At 52.3% G+C, this 17,350-nt stretch carries 18 protein-coding genes, 3 tRNA genes and 1 riboswitch; of the genes, 5 read left to right on the top strand and 16 right to left on the bottom strand.

Annotated features, from left to right (window positions below; translation table 11 throughout):
- Positions 1–80 precede the first annotated feature (80 nt).
- From FD38_RS08060 to FD38_RS08025, 7 genes are all read right to left on the bottom strand, one after another.
- Positions 81–153, bottom strand: a tRNA-Thr gene (locus FD38_RS08060).
- Positions 154–191: 38 nt separating this feature from the next.
- Positions 192–273 (bottom strand) — tRNA-Leu (locus FD38_RS08055).
- 37 nt (positions 274–310) lie between these two features.
- A tRNA-Val gene (locus tag FD38_RS08050) sits at positions 311–383 on the bottom strand.
- A gap of 465 nt (positions 384–848) precedes the next feature.
- On the bottom strand, positions 849–2,120 hold the full coding sequence (serS, locus tag FD38_RS08045; protein ID WP_057733080.1) for a serine--tRNA ligase: 1,272 nt from the start codon (positions 2,118–2,120) through the stop codon (positions 849–851).
- A 285-nt stretch (positions 2,121–2,405) separates the two neighbouring features.
- On the bottom strand, positions 2,406–3,038 hold the full coding sequence (locus FD38_RS08040) for a deoxynucleoside kinase (protein WP_057733078.1): 633 nt from the start codon (positions 3,036–3,038) through the stop codon (positions 2,406–2,408).
- A gap of 218 nt (positions 3,039–3,256) precedes the next feature.
- A complete protein-coding gene (locus FD38_RS08035; protein ID WP_371862760.1) occupies positions 3,257–4,762 on the bottom strand; it encodes an amino acid permease in 1,506 nt (501 codons plus the stop codon).
- A 114-nt stretch (positions 4,763–4,876) separates the two neighbouring features.
- Positions 4,877–5,056: riboswitch (Lysine riboswitch) on the bottom strand.
- 59 nt (positions 5,057–5,115) lie between these two features.
- Positions 5,116–5,649: a GNAT family N-acetyltransferase gene (locus FD38_RS08025; RefSeq protein WP_057733074.1), complete on the bottom strand. Its 534-nt coding sequence runs from the start codon at positions 5,647–5,649 to the stop codon at positions 5,116–5,118.
- Positions 5,650–5,768: 119 nt separating this feature from the next.
- Between FD38_RS08025 and FD38_RS08020 the strand changes: the two genes are divergently transcribed.
- Positions 5,769–6,560, top strand: a complete 792-nt coding sequence (locus tag FD38_RS08020) for a lp_1002 family arylesterase (RefSeq protein ID WP_057733072.1) — start codon at positions 5,769–5,771, stop codon at positions 6,558–6,560.
- A 70-nt stretch (positions 6,561–6,630) separates the two neighbouring features.
- Here the strand turns inward: FD38_RS08020 and FD38_RS08015 are convergent, their stop codons facing one another.
- The 7 genes from FD38_RS08015 to FD38_RS07985 form a co-directional block, all read right to left on the bottom strand.
- Positions 6,631–7,299 carry a phosphatase PAP2 family protein gene (locus FD38_RS08015; RefSeq protein WP_057733071.1) on the bottom strand — a complete coding sequence of 223 codons (669 nt, stop codon included), beginning with the start codon at positions 7,297–7,299 and terminating at the stop codon, positions 6,631–6,633.
- A gap of 108 nt (positions 7,300–7,407) precedes the next feature.
- Complete coding sequence (locus tag FD38_RS08010) at positions 7,408–7,857, bottom strand: threonine/serine exporter family protein (protein WP_057733069.1); 450 nt, start codon at positions 7,855–7,857, stop codon at positions 7,408–7,410.
- Positions 7,858–7,869: 12 nt separating this feature from the next.
- Positions 7,870–8,625, bottom strand: a complete 756-nt coding sequence (locus FD38_RS08005; protein ID WP_371862761.1) for a threonine/serine exporter family protein — start codon at positions 8,623–8,625, stop codon at positions 7,870–7,872.
- Positions 8,626–8,787: 162 nt separating this feature from the next.
- Complete coding sequence (locus FD38_RS08000) at positions 8,788–9,435, bottom strand: metal-dependent transcriptional regulator (RefSeq protein WP_057733064.1); 648 nt, start codon at positions 9,433–9,435, stop codon at positions 8,788–8,790.
- A 52-nt stretch (positions 9,436–9,487) separates the two neighbouring features.
- Complete coding sequence (locus tag FD38_RS07995) at positions 9,488–10,387, bottom strand: cation diffusion facilitator family transporter (protein ID WP_057733062.1); 900 nt, start codon at positions 10,385–10,387, stop codon at positions 9,488–9,490.
- 173 nt (positions 10,388–10,560) lie between these two features.
- Positions 10,561–11,121 carry a GNAT family N-acetyltransferase gene (locus tag FD38_RS07990; protein WP_057733060.1) on the bottom strand — a complete coding sequence of 187 codons (561 nt, stop codon included), beginning with the start codon at positions 11,119–11,121 and terminating at the stop codon, positions 10,561–10,563.
- Positions 11,122–11,640: 519 nt separating this feature from the next.
- Positions 11,641–12,084 (bottom strand): MerR family transcriptional regulator, encoded by a 444-nt coding sequence (locus FD38_RS07985; protein ID WP_057733059.1) that lies wholly within the window; start codon positions 12,082–12,084, stop codon positions 11,641–11,643.
- Between the two features lie 206 nt (positions 12,085–12,290).
- Between FD38_RS07985 and FD38_RS07980 the strand changes: the two genes are divergently transcribed.
- Both FD38_RS07980 and FD38_RS07975 read left to right on the top strand, forming a co-directional pair.
- Positions 12,291–13,778, top strand: coding sequence for an MDR family MFS transporter (locus FD38_RS07980; RefSeq protein ID WP_057733057.1), 1,488 nt, complete (start codon positions 12,291–12,293; stop codon positions 13,776–13,778).
- Positions 13,778–14,500: a DUF4811 domain-containing protein gene (locus tag FD38_RS07975; protein WP_057733055.1), complete on the top strand. Its 723-nt coding sequence runs from the start codon at positions 13,778–13,780 to the stop codon at positions 14,498–14,500. Before FD38_RS07980 ends, FD38_RS07975 begins: the two co-directional genes overlap by 1 nt.
- Before the next feature lie 168 nt (positions 14,501–14,668).
- Here the strand turns inward: FD38_RS07975 and FD38_RS07970 are convergent, their stop codons facing one another.
- Positions 14,669–14,908, bottom strand: coding sequence for a MerR family transcriptional regulator (locus FD38_RS07970; RefSeq protein WP_057733053.1), 240 nt, complete (start codon positions 14,906–14,908; stop codon positions 14,669–14,671).
- 219 nt (positions 14,909–15,127) lie between these two features.
- On the opposite strand from FD38_RS07970, the gene FD38_RS07965 reads away from it, so the two are divergent.
- Positions 15,128–15,832 carry an AzlC family ABC transporter permease gene (locus FD38_RS07965; RefSeq protein WP_057733051.1) on the top strand — a complete coding sequence of 235 codons (705 nt, stop codon included), beginning with the start codon at positions 15,128–15,130 and terminating at the stop codon, positions 15,830–15,832.
- Positions 15,823–16,155, top strand: coding sequence for an AzlD domain-containing protein (locus FD38_RS07960; protein ID WP_057733049.1), 333 nt, complete (start codon positions 15,823–15,825; stop codon positions 16,153–16,155). Before FD38_RS07965 ends, FD38_RS07960 begins: the two co-directional genes overlap by 10 nt.
- Positions 16,156–16,847: 692 nt before the next feature.
- Here FD38_RS07960 and FD38_RS07955 read toward each other — a convergent pair.
- Positions 16,848–17,243 (bottom strand): hypothetical protein, encoded by a 396-nt coding sequence (locus FD38_RS07955; protein WP_057733047.1) that lies wholly within the window; start codon positions 17,241–17,243, stop codon positions 16,848–16,850.
- Positions 17,244–17,350: the final 107 nt, after the last annotated feature.

The following is a 17,350-nucleotide window of genomic DNA, read 5'->3' as shown; positions in this document are numbered from 1 at the left end:
AACCCGCGACCCCCACCATGGCAAGGTGATGTTCTACCACTGAACTACTTCCGCATTGGCAAATTTAATTAATGGAACCATGCCGACTAGAGGATTCGAACCTCCGACCTCCTCATTACTAGTGAGATGCTCTGCCAACTGAGCTAAGTCGGCAAAATATTTAAGAATATTTTGCGATATTAAATTATCGATGCAGGTGAAGGGACTCGAACCCCCACGTCATAAGACACTAGAACCTAAATCTAGCGCGTCTGCCAGTTCCGCCACACCTGCATGGTGACGATTGAAGTTCTAGGACTTGGAGTCCCAATGGAGGATACAGGGCTCGAACCTGTGACCCTCTGCTTGTAAGGCAGACGCTCTCCCAACTGAGCTAATCCTCCATAACGTTCAATCAAGTTAATTACTAACTCGTTTGAAACAACTATTATAATTTACCATGTCGTGAGAAGATTGTCAACATCTTTTTTGAAATCTTTTTGAATAAATATTCGTTAGATTTCTTAATTGATAACGACAATGTTATCTCGTTAACGACAACTATTACAATTTATCATGTTGTCCGGAAGTTGTCAACAACTTTTTGAAATGCTTTTGAATAAATATTCGTAAGCTGAATAACTACTCCCTCAACAACATTTAATATCATAGCGTAACCAGCGAAAAAAAGCTACCCCTTTTCTGCATTTTTTTACAAAATCGGATGTTTTTTTGAAGTTTCCCTGCTCATCGCCCGTCAGCATCCCCCATTCCGGTCAACCTAACGGGACTGGGTGGCCATAAAAAAACCGAGTCACTGTGAAGGCGGCCCTTCGCAGTAACTCGGTTAAGGAATATTTGGATTCAGTTTACTTGGTGATCTTGGTCATACCACCCATGTAAGGGACCAGTACGTCCGGAATCGTGACCGTGCCATCCGCGTTTTGGTAGTTTTCCAAAATCGCGGCCACCGTCCGGCCCACGGCTAAGCCGGAACCGTTTAACGCGTGAACGTATTGTAACTTGCCGTTTTCGTCCCGGTACTGGATGTGCGCCCGCCGTGCCTGGAAGTCCGTGGTGTTCGAGCAACTCGAAATTTCCCGGTAAGTGCCCTGTTCGGGGAACCAGACCTCTAAATCGTGCGTCATAGCGGCCGTAAAGCTCATGTCCCCGGTAGTCAGGGTAATCACATGGTAGGCCAAGCCCAACTTCTGGAGCAACATCTCAGCGTGCTTAGTCAACGCCTCTAATTCATTCCAGGAGTCTTCCGGCTTACAGAACTTCACCATTTCGACCTTGTTGAACTGGTGTAACCGAATCAGTCCCCGGGTATCGCGCCCGGCACTCCCGGCTTCCGAACGGAACGCTGGGGTCAACGCCGTGAACCAGACCGGTAACTTTTCGGCCGGGATCACTTCATCACGGTAGTAGTTGACCAACGGCACTTCCGCCGTCGGGATCAGGGTCATGTCTTGGCCCTCTAACGAATAAACGTCTTCCTTAAACTTCGGGAATTGTCCCGTCCCGTACATGGAATCACCGTTGACGATGTAGGGGGGCAAGACTTCCTTGAAGCCCGCCTTCGTGTTTTCGTCTAAGAAGAAGTTATAGATGGCCCGTTCCAAGCGTGCACCGGCACCCATGTAGTACAGGTAGCGACTCCCGGAGACCTTAGCGCCCCGTTCAAAGTCGAGGATCTCCAGGTTTTCACCAATTTCGTAGTGGGCCTTGGGGGTGAAGTCCAGGTTCGGCTTCTCGCCCCACTTGCGGATCTCTACACTGCCCGTTTCGTCCAAGCCAACCGGTACGTTGTCATTCGGGATATTCGGTAAATGGGCCGCCGCATCTTGAACTTGCGCCTTTAAGGTGTCCAACTCGGCATCGATGGTCTTGATATCGGCGTTGACCTGCCGCATTTCGGCAATCTTGTCGTCAGCGTTTTGCTGGTTCCGCTTCATGGTCGAGATTTCGTCCGAAACCGTGTTGCGTTGCGCCTTCATGGTTTCGGTCTTGGTGATCAGTTGCCGCCGCTTGGCGTCTAAGGCCAGTAAGGCGTCAATGTCCGCCGGGTCGACACCCCGGGTCGCTAACTTCTCCTTTACAAAGTCCGTTTCTTGCCGAATCAATTTCAAATCTAACATCAGTTATTTCTCCCTTCTGCTTATCGTCGGTACCAAAAAAGGCCTCCGTCACATGGGACGAAGACCTTCGCGGTACCACCCAAGTTCACCGTTGGTTGACCCAACGCTACCCTTGAACATGATAACGGTTTGCACCGTGCAGCATTACCTGCCCACTATTTTCGTGCTGGAATGATTCGACGTGGCGGTTCGCAGCTTGCCCCGCTTCTCTGATCGTCTACTGATAAGGCACGTTCGTGTTTGAAAGTACGCTTATCATACCGTAATTCGGTCACCGACACAAGCTTAAAGTGAAGCGATTTTTTCGTCGATCAACGTCAGGACCTTTTGCCGGGCCGCTGGATCTTCCACGAAGTCCAAGTCATCCCCGTTGATTTGCATCTTCGGCGACTTGTCGTAGTTCGCGTACCAGTCCGTGTACCGTTGGTCGAGTTCCTTGTAGTAGTTGTACAGGCTCGGGTCGGTATCGATTTGTTCGTAAGACCGGCCCCGCTTCTTGATGCGTTGGAGCATGGTGTCAAACGAGATGTTGATGTGGATCAACAGGTCGGGGTTCTTCTGGTAAGTGGCCTCCGGTAATTCCTGCATCATGTTTTGCAGCAGCGAATCGTAGATGTCCACTTCCGTGTTAGTGGCCCGGCCCAGGTCGGCGTTCAAATGGAACAACAGGGAATCTTCAAAGATCGACCGGTCCATCACGCTTTCCTGATCCGCGTTGGCCGCCTTGATGCTGTCCAACCGCTTGTTTAAGAAGTAGATCTGCAGTAAGAAGGCATACTTCTGGGGATCCTTATAGAATAGCGGCAGAATCTTGTTATCGTCCACCGATTCATAAAATGCTGGTTTATTTAAATGTTTAGCCAATAGGTTCGTCAGGCTCGTTTTGCCAGCCCCAATAGTTCCCGATAATACAAGCATGCAATATCTCTCCTTTATTTCCGTCACCGTCCCCCGAATTTCTCCGGGCGCAAAAAACAACACCACATATTGTACCAACCTGCTTTTGAAAAGACAACATATCGTGGTCATTTTTTAGGAGCCAATTTAGCAACTTTGGCTAAGGGCCCCCATAAAAAGGTGACCGCATCAGCCTTTCGGCCAATCCGGTCACCCGTAGTTAATTTTAAGTTTAAGCGTTAGTCCTTTTCGGCAGCCGCGTTGGTCTTCAACGTGCCTTCCTTGTGGACCGGTGCCACGTCAACTTCCTTCAGCGGAATCAACTTGGTGTGGTTCTTGATCTTGTAACCGATGTAGAGCACTAAGACCAGTGGGACACTGATGTAAGTGACCAGCACCTGTTCCCAGTTACCGGAGAAGAAGGATTGGGGATCTTGACCCACAATCACGGCGATACATAGAACCAGGGCCAAGACCGGACCGATTGGGAACCACTTTGCGTGATACTTCAATTCGGACAACTTGTGACCTTGCTTGATGAAGGCCCGACGGAACCGGAAGTGCGACAACGCGATCCCAAACCAAGCGATAAACCCGGTCAACCCACTAGCGGCAACTAACCACATGTAGATCTTTGGCCCGGCAATACTACTGATAAAGGTCAATGCTGCCACCAGCGTCGTGACCAGTAAGGCGGGGTAAGGAATCCCGTTCTTCCCGGTCCGTTCCAAGAAGTGTGGCGCGTAGCCTTCCTTTGACAGGGAGTACAGCATCCGCGTGGAAGCGTACATCCCGGAATTAGCGGCGGAAATCACGGACGTCAAGATAACGGCGTTCATCACACTCGCGGCGGCGGCTAACCCTGCCCGCCGGAAGACCAGCGTGAAGGGACTGATGGCCACGTCACTCGCGGAAGACCCTAACAAATCATGACTGGTGTAAGGTAAGACGGCGGCAATGACAAAGATAGCTAAAATGTAGAATAAAATGATCCGCCAGAACACTTGGTTGATCGCCTTGGGAACACTGTGCGAAGGATCTTCCGATTCTCCGGCCGTGATTCCGACCAGTTCCGTTCCTTGGAACGAGAACCCGGCGACCACGAAGACACTCAGAATGGCCGGGAACCCACCGACAAATGGCGCTTGCTTGTAGGTGAAGTTACTCAAACCGGGACCGTGGCCCCCCATGATGCCCACGATGGTCAACAACCCAACGGCCAAGAAGACGAAGATCGTGACCACCTTGATCAACGACATCCAAAATTCGGTTTCCCCGAAGGCTTGGACGGATAACGCGTTGATGGTGAAGATGATGACTAAGGCAATCAAGCTCCAGATCCAACCGGGAACGCCGGGCAACCAGAACTTCATGACCAGAGCGGCCGTCGAAATATCTACGGCTACGGTGATGGCCCAGTTAAACCAGTAATTCCAGCCCATCGCGAAACCTAAGGCCGGATCCACGTACTTCGCTGAATAAGCGGCAAACGACCCGGAGATCGGCATATTCGTGGCCATTTCTCCTAAACTGGTCATCAAGAAGTACACCATCAAACCCATCGCGGTGTAGGCGACTAACGCCCCACCAGGCCCGGCCGTCGAAATTGCCGACCCACTGGCGACAAAGAGTCCGGTTCCGATACAACCACCTAACGCAATCATGGAAACGTGACGCGTCTTGAGCCCCCGCTTAACCGAATCTGAGGCCTTACTTGTTGTTGCGTTTGTCATGCTCTGTTCCATACTACTTCCTCCTTCTGGTTATAGAAGGACCTTCTCGAACCGACCTAGTAAACTAAAAAATCTCTTTCGCAAAAGAGCTTCGCGAAAGAGATGGAAGTCAAAATCCAAGTCAATATCGTTGAAAGCGCCCCGCAGTCCTATTTGACTGCGACAGTCCCTGATCTGTTGAACCAGGACCCAACCCAACCCGCCGGCCAGCGGATTGAATTTCGGCGATCGCCCCTTTAATCTCCCCTCATCGGTGTGGCCCACCTCCGGGAAACGACTCTTGTTGATCGCGCCTCTTCTATTCGATACTTCGTAGTATAGACATCTTAATCCCACATTGCAAGGCTAAAAATGCTTAATTTGCCTCACGAGAGATCGTAGCGATACAGCAATTGGCGCTCTAACGCCATGGTAGCGGGGTTAGGCACCATCATTTGGTCGTCAATTAGTTTGAATGCTAAGTGACTTAAAACCCTCTGCGAGCGTCGATTCGTAGCTAGACTGGTGGCCCAGATCGTCTGAATGGGCGTGGCGGTGTGCGCCAACGTGGTCAACAGTCCCGTTAACGCCTCGGGCATCAGCCCCTGGCCCCAAAACGCCGGTGCCAAGAAATAGCCGAGGTCTACAGCTGTCGGGTCCAACGTCCCCAAAGCGCCAACGTGCTCGTAGCCGATGACCGTCCCAATCAGGGGCCCGGCCGGTCGCCGGGTCACCGCGTAGGCCAAGGGTTGTTGTTGGTCGGCGCGCAGACTGTTCGCCGCGTGCTGGGGCGATAGGGGCAGGGCCACCCCCGCCGGCTGCGCCACCCGGGGGTCACTGACGATGGTTTGATAGGCGGATAAATCACTGGTGGCTAAGGGACGCAATCGCAGGCGTTCCGTGATGATCTCTGGGGGCATGTTGCCGCCTTCTTTCTCTAACCCGTTCAATTTTGCGGTACAATGAACGTAGCTTAATTGTCGGTAATCCCTTACCGGCATTCCCTAGTTATCATGACTTATCTTGGAGGTTTTTTCAAATGCAAATGATCAAGCACGTCCTCTCAGAAGATTCCCAAGCCTACCTGCAAGGCTACCTGCGGCGTGATGCGCCGGAGGCCACCTATCCCGCCATCATCATCGTTCCGGGGGGCTCTTACACCCACATCCCCGAACAACAGGCCGAAGACCTTGCCTTGGCGTGGTCGGCGAAGGGCTACCAGGCCTTCTTTTTACGGTACAGTTTCGTGGGCGAAAAGCAGCCCCTGTTACCCGCTCCCGTCGTGGAACTGGCCCAAAGCGTCGCTGCCTTACGCCAACACGCTCAGGCCTGGCAACTGGATCCCGCTAACATCGTGGTGGCCGGCTTCTCCGTCGGCGGCCACATCGTAGCGTTATTCAACGACCAGTGGGCCAGTGACGCTTTGAACCAGCAAGCCCACACCACCCCGCAGGACATTCAACCCCGGGCAATCATCCTGGGTTACCCGGTCATCACCCCGGCGGCGGGCTTCCCCACCGATCCCGCCACGTTGGCCCAATGGACGGACGATCCCGCAACCATCGCGGCCGACAAATTGGTCACGACCCACAACGTGCCGACGTTTATCTGGGTCACGGCTAGCGACCCGCTGGTGCCCGTCCAAAACGCCCTCGCGTACGCCCAGGCGTCGATCGCCCACGGCGTGGATACCGAGTTACACGTCTTCCACCACGGGCCCCACGGGTTAGCCCTGGCCAATTCGGTCACGGCCTGGAAACCGGGAACCGATTTACCACACGTGGCACACTGGCTGCCACTCGCCACGGAATGGTTGGCCGAATTAGACTAACCGAACCAGCCTTGACTATGCAAAAGGGACTTCGCCGCGTTGGCGAAGCCCCTTTTTTGTCTAATTGACCTTAAATTTCTGATTTTTTCAGTAGCGGCCAATGTTTCATGACCGGCGCTAAGCGAATATATAAACCCTGGGCGACCTGTAACCACAGGTAAGCCAATAGGGCAGCCCCGAACGTATCGGTCGGGAAGTGGGCGTTAAGGTAGACCCGGGAGATCATCACTAAGGCCATCCAGATCAGGACGATGATCCGCACGATCCAAGCCCGCCACGGGGTCGCAATCATGGGGATCAGGATCAGCCAAATCATGGCCATCAGCAGAAACGTGCCGAAGACGTGCCCGCTGGGGAAGCTATAGCCGTTATCAACGGCCAGATGCCCCGCTGGTCGGGCCCGCTGTACCACGTTCTTCACGATGGCGGCAATGACGTCGCCACCAATCAACGTGGCCAGGCTCCACAGCGCAGGGATCTTAAACTTAAAGCCCCACAGTAGAAACGCCAGCACGAAGGTCCAAACGATTACGAGCTTGGGCTCGGCTAGAATGGTGATTCCCCGGTACATCAGGGTCTTCCAGCCTGGCTGGGTCTTTTGCACAATATCGACAATCGACGAGTCCAAGAAAGCCACGTAAGCGTTTTGGGCCTTCACGAAAAACGCCAAAATCAAAAAGAGGATCGTGGTCAAGCCGAACTTCCATGGTCGGTCTCGATCCCGGTTAAATAGCATCATGAGATTAGATTCCTTTCGTCATACCTGATTGAAAAACTCCTCGCATTTGAGTATACCACCCTACCGTTAAATTTCTAGGGACCCAACGCTTAACAATTTCCTAAGACTTTAGCGATGCTGGCGCCAAGCCCGCTGACGTAAGCGGTTGACCAGTTCGGACAATAAGAAGCCAAAGGCAATCGCCCCCGAGATCATCACGACCTGGAGTAAGAAGGTCAGCGCCGTATCGTTTTGCCCCAACGCAAAATTCTTGATCATCTCGTAGGCTTGGCCCCCCGGCACCAGGGGCACTAAGGCGGGAATGTTGAACAGGATCATCGGCATTTTCTTCCACCGGGCCGCCTGGAGGGACGCTACCCCGATGGCCACGGCCCCCAGCAGGTTGCCGACCACGTACCCGCCGCCCAACACGATGGTGAACTGGTACAACAGGTAGCCCAAGACGCCGATCCACCCGCTTAGATTCAACGCGCGCCGGGGGATGTTTAAGAGAATCCCAAACGCAATGGTGGCCACGTAGTTGCCGACCACATCAATGATGAATTCCGTAATCGTCACGTTCGTTCCCTCCTAAAGAAATTGTAAGACCATGGCAATGCCGAAACCGATGGCCGCCGCACTCACCAGGGCCTCCACGCCTCTGGCCAGGCCGCTGACCAGGTTGCCCGCCAAAATGTCGCGGACTGAGTTGGTGATGGGCACCCCGGGCACCAGGGGCATGACACTGCCGATGATGATGTCGTCCACGCTATTGCCCAGTCCCAAATGGTGGCTCCACACCGCCAGTAACCCAATGACCGCGGCACTCGCAAATTCCGCCAGAAAGCGGATCTCCACGTACTTGCTGATCAGGTAGTAGACCACCCAACCGACCATCCCCACCAAGCAGGTAATCCAAAAGTCGTGCAGGTTATGGCGAAAAACCACCTCGAGCGGGCCACTGACCAACGCCGCCGCCAAAAGCTGTAGCCAAAACGGGAAATACTTACTGACGCTGTCCAGGTGGTCCAAGCGGTCGGCGAATTGCTGCAACGTTATCTGTTGGACCGCGAACTCCCGGGAAAGTTCGTTGACCACCGCGATTTTTTCCAGGTCGAAGGTCCGCCGCTTGACCGGTTGGATCTGGGCCCCGACCTCGCCGTTAATGGCCATCAAAATCCCGGTGATCATCACGAACAACTGACTGGTGCGAGCCCCGGCGTTGGTGGCAATCCGGGTCATGGTATCCTCCACCCGTTCGATTTCCGAGCCGTTTTCGATCATGATCCGCCCCGCCGTTAACGCGGTATGTAAGATTAACTGGTCGTGTTCTGTCGACGCTGACACGGCAATTCCTCCTTTAACGACCCGTTGTCTCCCCAGCAGCCGCGGCCGTCATAACTTTTTTAATCATTATACGTCAGCCCTTTTCAAAACGACACCTAAAGTTGCCCCAGCCAAAAAACGGACCCGCGAGCAGCTCACCGCCCGGGGTCCGTTTAAGTTGTGTTATTTAACAAAAATATAGTGGGCCGCCTTGTAACTGACGATCAATTCCGCATCGTCGGTCAGGTTGCGCACCGTGACGGGACCTTCAAACGGATCGTGTTTCTCGATCTTCAGTTGGTCCCCAATGTCGAGCTTCAAATCACCCAGGTACGTCAGCAGGTCGTGGTTGTCGATAAAGCGATCCACGGTCACCACGCTGCCGTCCTTGGCATCGTTTAAGACGGTGTGACTGTCCTCGTGGTAGTGGCCGAACCGGTCGGGAATCACCCCACCGTGAGGACAATGGGTCGGATGCCCCAACATGTCATCCAACGCATTGACCAACTTTGGGCTGGTCACGTGTTCCAAAACTTCGGCTTCATCGTGGACGTCGGGCAGTTCGTAACCTAACTTTTCCACCAAGAAGTCTTCCCAGATTCGGTGTTTGCGCACTAAATCCTCGGCCAACCGAATCCCCTTGCTAGTCAGCGAAATCCCCGCGTACGGCGTGTGTTCCGCTAACCCTTCGGCGGCCATCTTGTTGACCATTTCGGTCACTGAGCCGGCAGCAATGTTCAAACTAATGGCGATTTGCTTATTGGAAACCTTTTTCTGTTTCCCGCCCAGTTCGAAAATAATCTTTAAATAGTCCTCCTTCATCGGAGTCATACTTTGTTCACCTCATCTAAATCAATACGTCTTTTGGCGGCTGCAAGCAAGGTCAATCATGCCGCCAATCATTTTGTTTATAAAACAGGGATTCGTCTTTTCCGCGGTGACACTCCGCTTGAATGGTCACGTGGTTCACGTCGTACTTATGACACAGGAGCGCTTCGATCTGCCGGTAAACCGGTTCGACCTGGCTCAACGGTAAATCGTCCATGTTCACGTGTACGGAGAAAACCACGTTGTTTTCGTCAATCTGCCAAGCGTGCAGATGATGGACCCCCTTGATCTGCGGTAACGCACAGATGTCGCGGGCAATCGCCTCGTAATCTAACTTGGGCGCGCCCTCCATCAAGATCTCGAAGGTCTGTTTGACGATCGGCCAAGACTCGTAAATGATGTACACGGCCACCAGCAAACTGATGACCGGGTCCACCCAACTGATCTGCCAAAAGGTAATCAGTAAGGCCCCCACAATCACCCCAATCGAGGCCAACGCATCGCTCAATAAATGCAGATACGTCGCCCGGATGTTGAGGTTGTGTTTAGACCCCTTATTCAGGAGGAGCGTGGACAAGAGATTAGCCGCAAAGCTAATCACCGCCACCAGTAACATCACATCGCCCTTGACCGGCTGTGGGTGGAGTAACCGACGGATGGCTTCACCGCCTAACCCGATGGAAACCAGGATTAGTAACCCTGAGTTCAGTAAAGCCGTTAAGATTTCCACTCGTCGGTAACCAAAGGTATTTTGGCGAGTCTGGTGGCGTCCCCCGATACGGTGGGCCACGTAACTCAAGATGACGGACAGGGCATCCCCCAGATTATGAAAGGCATCCGAAAGTAATGACAAACTCCCCGACAGGAGGCCTCCCAGTAACTCAAATCCAGTGATGACCACGTTCAAGACGGTCACGAGCAAAAAACGACCGCCCGTTAACCCATTCTTTTCCATCACAACCACCCTCCGTTACCAAACTATCTCTATTATGGCAGAGTTTCGGGGGAAATAAAAGGTGGTTTAAGGGGAACCTGATTATTCCGATTAAAAAGTGGTTCCACGTCGCCGTGAAACCACTTTCTTTACTATTATATAGCGCTTAATTACGGGTTACCCCAACCACCGACTTAAGCCAGTGACGTTTGGAATAAATGTTCCGGCCGAATGTGGGCCGTCAACCGTTCGTACGCCAAGTCCTGAACGTCCGTGATGCCCACACTGTCGAGATCGATCCGGCCCGTTTCGGTAAAGCCGTTCTTCTTAATGATGTGTTGCATCGCCATGTTCTGCGGGTGCGTATCGATCCGGATGCTTTCGATGTGGTCCGCTTGGTTGATCTGGGCGAATAACCGTTGGAACAGTTCGCCCGCTAACCCGCGGCCGTGATGGTGCGCCGAAACGGCCACCCGGTGAATCGCCAGGTAGGCGGCATCATGCGTCAGCCACTGGCCATCAATCTGCCGGTAAGTCGGGTCGACGCCCGGAATAATGGCCGCCGTCCCTAATATCTCATGGTCTTCCTCCAAGACGACCGTCCACCCCTGGTGAATGTCATCAACTAAGACCGCCGTGTTCGGGTAAATTCCCTGCCATTGGTCAATGGATTGCGCCGCCAAAAGGTCGCGCCCGTCCCGAATAATCGCTTCAATTTCTGGTAAATCAGCCATAGTAGCTTGTCGTAACAGCATGTGTCACACCATCCTTTATAAATTCAATTTAAAATTGATTTTGTTATAGTAACACGTTCGTTTGAAAAAACAACAATCTGCGCTCACCTTTTTAGCCTAAAAATTAACCGAGGGGGTCAAAGCTTGATTTCACAAGCTTTGACCCCCTCATTATTTTTTCATTTTCACCGGATTTTTTCAGAAAATCCCAAGCGAAAGCCCCCCACGAAGAACCTTCTAAACTTCGTGGGGGGTCTGCAGAGGCAAACGTGGCGAGTGAAAATCAAAACACGTTAATTTTCAAAAACACGTCGTTTCAATTACGATCGCTTACGTTAGCTTGTGCTAGCGTAGTCCAGCGCAAAAATAAACGCGCTATTACTCTTGGTTATTCGCCTGGTTTCACAACACGTTAACAACATGAATGTCTGCTAACCCAGCCAGAAGATCGATTAGCATCGAAGGTTTTGACTGCCACAATTTGTGAGTCCTCCGCATCTTTAGCCTACCATTCTTGGTGGTGCGGCACAATCAAAAAGCCTAGCTTTCCGCGTCCACGAGCGCAAAACGCCAACCCGTGGCTTCCCGTTTCGCCACCAAGTGCTTGGTCGGTTCCGGATCAAACGTTCCCAAATCAATCATGGCCGCCTGGTCCGTCACCTCGATACTCACGAACCGATCCTCAAAAAAGGAACGCAGGGCGTCTAAGTACACGCCCCGCTGCCGGGCCCGTTTCACGGCGCTCGTCAGCGTATAGCCGTCATCCAGGTAACTTTTGATTAATTGTACCTGGAGTAACGTCTTATAGGTAAACTTACGATTACGATTATCGGTCACCGAGTGACTTTTAATGTAGCCCTTGTTTTCCCAGTACCGGAGCTTACTTTGTGCCACCCCCGTTGCCCGCGCCACGTCGCCAATCCCCAAAGTTATGCGATCAATGGGAACTTTTTTCATAATATCGGTCATTTTATTGGTGAGCATTGCTGCACCACCTCCCTAATTGCTTATTTCCGTTGGACCGCCAATGAAAGCGGTTGTGAATTTTATAAACGAATCTAATGTTCGTGTTGGCTTTTCTCTAAACAGTATATATTTTCTAAAACGCGTGTCAAGCTAGTTGACAAATTACATCAATCTGAGTATATTTGTTCCAGAAATAATTTTAGAGATAAAAGAGGGAATTAATTTTGGGAAATGCAATTGATACCAACGGCAAGCCCTATAACCGGACGTTATTGGTCGTGCTCCTATTGGTCGGCTCATTCTGTACGGTCTTAAATCAAACGATTTTATCGACCGCCTTTCCGACCTTGATGAAGGCGTTCGACGTGTCCACGTCAACCGTTCAATGGTTGACCACGGGATTCTTGCTGGTAAACGGGATTATGATCCCCATCAGTGCTTGGCTGATCAACACCATCAGTTCCAAGTGGCTGTATATTGGCGCCATGTCCATCTTCTTAGCTGGGACCATCCTGTGCTGGACGGCGCTCAACTTCCCGATGCTTTTGATCGGTCGGCTGGTCCAAGCCGTCGGGGTCGGGGTATCGATGCCGTTACTACAAACCATGATGCTGACCATCTTCCCCGCTAACAAACGGGGAACGGCCATGGGGCTCGCCGGAATCGTTATCGGCCTGGCCCCCGCGATTGGCCCGACTTTGTCCGGGTGGGTCATCGACAACTGGACTTGGCGGGACCTCTTCGGCATGATCATCCCGATCGTGGCCGTGGTCTTAATCGCCAGCTTCTGGGTCATGCGCAGTGTCTTGGAAACTAAGCGCGAACCGTTAGACGTCTGGTCCGTGATCCTGTCGACCATCGGGTTTGGGAGCATGTTATACGGCTTCTCCTCCGTTGGGGACGACGGCTGGGGCAGTACCATCGTGCTGACCACCCTGATTATCGGGGTCATCTTCGTCGCCCTGTTCATCTGGCGGCAATTAGTCATGGACGATCCGTTCTTGAACTTCCGGGTTTACAAGTCTAAGGAATTTACGGTTTCGGCCATCTTAAGTTCCGTGGTCATGATGGCCATGGTCGGGGTCGAAATGGTGATCCCGCTGTACCTGCAAATGGTCAAGGGCATGTCCGCCTTTCATTCCGGGTTAACCCTGTTAGCCGGGGCCTTGATGATGGGGGTTATGAGCCCCATTACCGGACGGGCCTTCGACCGGTTTGGCGCTAAGCGGCTGGCCTTAATGGGGATGTTCCTGTTGACGGTCGGGACGATTCCGTTCGCTTGGATTACCAAGGATAGTGCCACCATCTACATCGTGATCCTCTACGCCGTCCGGATGTTTGGGATTGCCATGGTCATGATGCCCGCAACCACTGCCGGGATGAACGCCTTACCAATGAACATGATCAGTCACGGGACCGCCGTGAACAACACGCAACGGCAGGTGGCTAGTTCCGTGGGGACGGCCATCATGGTCAGTGTCTTGACCAACGTCACGAAGAACGGGATGCCGGCCAAGCACGTCTTGACCACCAACCCGCTGAGCTACGCCGACCGGGCCATTAACGCCACTTTGGCCGGTTACCACGCCGCCTTCTGGATCGCCATCGGCTTCAGTGTGGTCGCCTTGATTGTCGCCATGTTCTTGAAAGGCAGTCGCAACCACTCGACCCATTTAGCTGATGAAGACGCTCAACAAGGAGGTGCCGCCTAATGATTCTGGTTACCTTAGTTTTAACGGCGATTCTCGCCTTCGTTTGCTACGTCTACATCACCAACCGCTGGCTGGCAAACGGCCTTACCCTACTCATGATTATCGGTGTCATGGTCAGCACCCTGTTCATCGTAAAAAACGACCACGACCACTACGGGATGCACAACGTAACGGAAACCACGAGCACCAAGATTTACTCCGCTTCTCCTTCCAAACAGATGCCACTGATGTTGTATCAATCCGTCGGCACGGCCGATAAGCACCGGGTCTACGTCTACAAGACCAGTGCCAACGCCAAGAAGACGGCCCACACGACGGCCAAGGTCACCACGAAAAACGTGATCAAGCGCACGACCGGCAAGAACCGGATCGTCACCAAGAAGACCTACCGTGAATACCGGAACGGCACCTTTAAGTTCTGGTTCGGGTTAGCCGACAACGGCCACCAGTACGTGAAGGAAACCAACACGATTTACATCAACAAAAACTGGACCGTCCTGAGCGCACCGCAAGCCAAGAAGCTGCAGAAGTTAGTGCAGTCCAAGAGCTACCAGGCTCAGCAAAAGACGGCCGCTAAGGCGTACGTCCAAAAGCAAGTCATGGCTGCTATGACCAAGAACCCGACCATGAGTGCCGCGCAACGGCAACAAGTGATCAAACAGGCCACGGCCGCTTACCAAGCTCAGGCCATGCAACGCCTGCTCCAACAAATCAAATCATAATCGGTAGAATAGAATGCTTCACCACGTGCGCTGGACAGCCTACTGTCGACCGCACGTACTTTAAGACCGGGATCTCGCTCAACGCGAGGTCCCGGTTTTAATTTACCCGACACAAAAACGCCACGGTCCGCAGACCGTGACGTTTTTCGTGGTATTTCAGGGACCCGCTTAGCTTAACTGGGTCATCTTAGATTGGGCTTGCCGACAACGCGGCATCAACCCGGATAAGTCACTTAAAGACGTTCCATTTTCCTGAAAACACTGAATCATATCGATCCAGTACAGATCGGAATCATCAAATTCCGTTGTTGAATGGTTGGAACCTAACAGTCCGTTCTCAACGTATTCGGCCACACGACTCTCATCTACGTGCGCTGAGTGCGCTAATTCAGTCAAGTTCATCTTCATCGTCACTACCCCACTTTCTGCGTTCATTTCTAACTGATGAGAGTATCATACAGCCCTCTTTACCAAAATGCAACCTTTTCTCCCAGACTTTTTTGGCCCCAAAATGATCTCAGCAAAAAATTAGCGCTTTACCTTGTCGTAGCAGTGTTTTACACTAGTCTTTAATTACTTTTTTATGGTTTTCTCATCAAATTTTTACATAGAAGGGACTCTGATTCCATGACACCAGATCTTACCTTTCGCGCCGGTCTCAAAGACGTCCTCCCCACCGTTTTCGGGTACATCGGGGTGGGGCTAGCCTTCGGGATTGTCGCCAATACCAGCCACCTTAGCCTCCTAATGGTCGCTGGCCTTTCCTTCATCGTGTACGCCGGCTCCGCACAATTCATCATCACCAGCATGCTGGTCGCTCACGATCCCTTATCGGCCATCATGCTCTCCACGTTTCTGGTCAATTCCCGCATGATCTTAATGAGCACCAGCCTCGCACAGGCCTTTCGCCACGAGTCACTGACCAAAAACCTATTGATTGGGTCCCTGGTCACCGATGAGACCTTCGCTTTGGCCATGAACAAGCAGAACAAAACTAACGGGAAACTCAGCTTTGCCTGGCAGTCCGCCGCCAACGTGGTCGCTTACCTGGTCTGGGGCGTTGCCACCATCGTGGGGGCCGTTCTGGGGAGTTTCATCACCAATCCCGCGCAATTTGGCTTCGACTTCGCGTTAACGGCCATGTTTATCGGTCTGGTCTACCTCCAACTGATCAGCGATAAACACCTCGGTTTGACCCGTCAACTGCTGGTCATGGCGTTTGTCGCGTTGGCCTACTACGTCGCGTTACGCTTCTTAAACAGTAACTTCGCCCTACTGACGGCCACCGTCCTGGGGTGCCTCTTTGGAATGGAGCTGAAAAAATGTCATTAACTTTACCAGAACTGTGGGTCATCCTGGGGTGCGGCGCCGTCACGTTGATTTCTCGGACCCTGCCCTTTGCGTTGGTCCAACGGATGCAACTGCCCGCGGGAGTGATCGACTTTCTGACCTTCGTCCCCATCGCCATCATGACCGCGCTGTGCTGCCAAAGCCTGTTTGTCGCTCACGCCGGCCACTGGGCAACGTTAAACCTCGCGAACTGCTACGCCGCCATTCCCGCCACGTTAGCCGGCATCCTCACCAAGAGCTTGTTAGTGGTGGTCGTGGTCGGCATCATGGCCATGGCGGTGATTCGCTACTTTAATTTCGGGTGATGTCTCTGACCGTTGTTCCTACGTTTAGTCAAGGGCAGATTGTGGAAATTATCCGCCTTACCGGTTGGTCCTGAAGGGGCTGGATCGTGGTGGGCACGACTTGAAGCCCTGAAAGTGCCAGGTCTTCAAGCTCGGCCTTTGGGTAATCCGGGAAAGAACCCCGAATAACCCAAACGACACCACTGAGCCCCTTCAGGACCGCCCTCACGGCTAAATTGAGCGTACACGAAATAGCGTCTCCCGATGATTGAAATTGGAAATATCAGCGCGAGACTGTCAGAACTTAATTCATAAGGTGCAAACTTTATTGGACCTTGAGTCCGTGGTATGAGTAATCATACAATTGGTTGGCTGTCACCATGGCTAAAAGACATTTGACCGTCTTATTCATGCAAGCCACCACTGCGACCTTATCTCGTTTGGGATGAGGTCTTTTTTAACCGGTAATAGTAATCAACAATGTGATTAGGGGCTGTCGCTTGTTGGCGAACCATGTTTCGAATAGCGAAAAATAAAATACTGCGTGCATGGGCATCGCCACGCTTATTAATATGATTTTAGCGAGTGTAGGTTCCAGATTGATAACGATTCAAGTCGATACCAAATATAGGCATTAAGTTTTGATTACTTAAATAGCGGGCCTTCACGCTAACTGCCGTGAAGACCCGCTATTTTCGTTTCCGCAAAGTTTCCTAGTCGACCATCCGCCAGTTGCCTTCATCGGCGCGCGAGATGTCGTTTAAAAACTTCAGTACGCGTTTGGCCCGGTCCGGCTGTTGGTCGTTCAAGAGGTTTAACCCGGCCCCCGTGACCATGGGTTCGCTTAACCGGAAGTCTCCGTGGCTGGCATCCCCCGTCGAAAAGGCCACCACGGTCTCGCCCGACTCGATTTGCGTGGTCAAGAAGAACAGGGTGAAGTCGTCATCGTCTTGCATGTAGGCGGGCATGGCCCAGATATCGGGGGCAATTTCTTGCATCTCCCCGTCTAAAAACTTGAATTCCTTGTGATTGGCCTGCGTGACGGGCTGCTTGAGCACCAACATCATCTTGCCAAATTCATCGTCGCCCAATTGTAACTGATCCTTCATGGGTAGTGCCTCCTCGTATGTGGTTAATTGTTTTATTATACGCTATTCACTAAAAAGAGTCTGAGGCCTTTGTCTCAGACTCTTTCTCGTCTCCGAATATTTGGTGC

It is taken from the genome of Levilactobacillus zymae DSM 19395 (assembly GCF_001434115.1).
Classification (GTDB): Bacteria; Bacillota; Bacilli; order Lactobacillales; family Lactobacillaceae; genus Levilactobacillus; species Levilactobacillus zymae.
Note: the sequence above shows the minus strand (reverse complement) of the source record. Positions and strands in the feature narration are given on the sequence as shown.

What these genes read in the sequence shown, in the direction of transcription:
- serS (WP_057733080.1), bottom strand. Translation starts at nt 2,120, where the DNA reads ATGTTAGATTTGAAATTGATTCGGCAAGAAACGGACTTTGTAAAGGAG.
- FD38_RS08040 (WP_057733078.1), bottom strand. Translation starts at nt 3,038, where the DNA reads ATGCTTGTATTATCGGGAACTATTGGGGCTGGCAAAACGAGCCTGACG.
- FD38_RS08035 (WP_371862760.1), bottom strand. Translation starts at nt 4,762, where the DNA reads ATGGAACAGAGCATGACAAACGCAACAACAAGTAAGGCCTCAGATTCG.
- FD38_RS08025 (WP_057733074.1), bottom strand. Translation starts at nt 5,649, where the DNA reads ATGCCCCCAGAGATCATCACGGAACGCCTGCGATTGCGTCCCTTAGCC.
- FD38_RS08020 (WP_057733072.1), top strand. Translation starts at nt 5,769, where the DNA reads ATGCAAATGATCAAGCACGTCCTCTCAGAAGATTCCCAAGCCTACCTG.
- FD38_RS08015 (WP_057733071.1), bottom strand. Translation starts at nt 7,299, where the DNA reads ATGATGCTATTTAACCGGGATCGAGACCGACCATGGAAGTTCGGCTTG.
- FD38_RS08000 (WP_057733064.1), bottom strand. Translation starts at nt 9,435, where the DNA reads ATGACTCCGATGAAGGAGGACTATTTAAAGATTATTTTCGAACTGGGC.
- FD38_RS07995 (WP_057733062.1), bottom strand. Translation starts at nt 10,387, where the DNA reads ATGGAAAAGAATGGGTTAACGGGCGGTCGTTTTTTGCTCGTGACCGTC.
- FD38_RS07990 (WP_057733060.1), bottom strand. Translation starts at nt 11,121, where the DNA reads ATGCTGTTACGACAAGCTACTATGGCTGATTTACCAGAAATTGAAGCG.
- FD38_RS07985 (WP_057733059.1), bottom strand. Translation starts at nt 12,084, where the DNA reads ATGCTCACCAATAAAATGACCGATATTATGAAAAAAGTTCCCATTGAT.
- FD38_RS07975 (WP_057733055.1), top strand. Translation starts at nt 13,778, where the DNA reads ATGATTCTGGTTACCTTAGTTTTAACGGCGATTCTCGCCTTCGTTTGC.
- FD38_RS07970 (WP_057733053.1), bottom strand. Translation starts at nt 14,908, where the DNA reads ATGAAGATGAACTTGACTGAATTAGCGCACTCAGCGCACGTAGATGAG.
- FD38_RS07965 (WP_057733051.1), top strand. Translation starts at nt 15,128, where the DNA reads ATGACACCAGATCTTACCTTTCGCGCCGGTCTCAAAGACGTCCTCCCC.
- FD38_RS07960 (WP_057733049.1), top strand. Translation starts at nt 15,823, where the DNA reads ATGTCATTAACTTTACCAGAACTGTGGGTCATCCTGGGGTGCGGCGCC.
- FD38_RS07955 (WP_057733047.1), bottom strand. Translation starts at nt 17,243, where the DNA reads ATGAAGGATCAGTTACAATTGGGCGACGATGAATTTGGCAAGATGATG.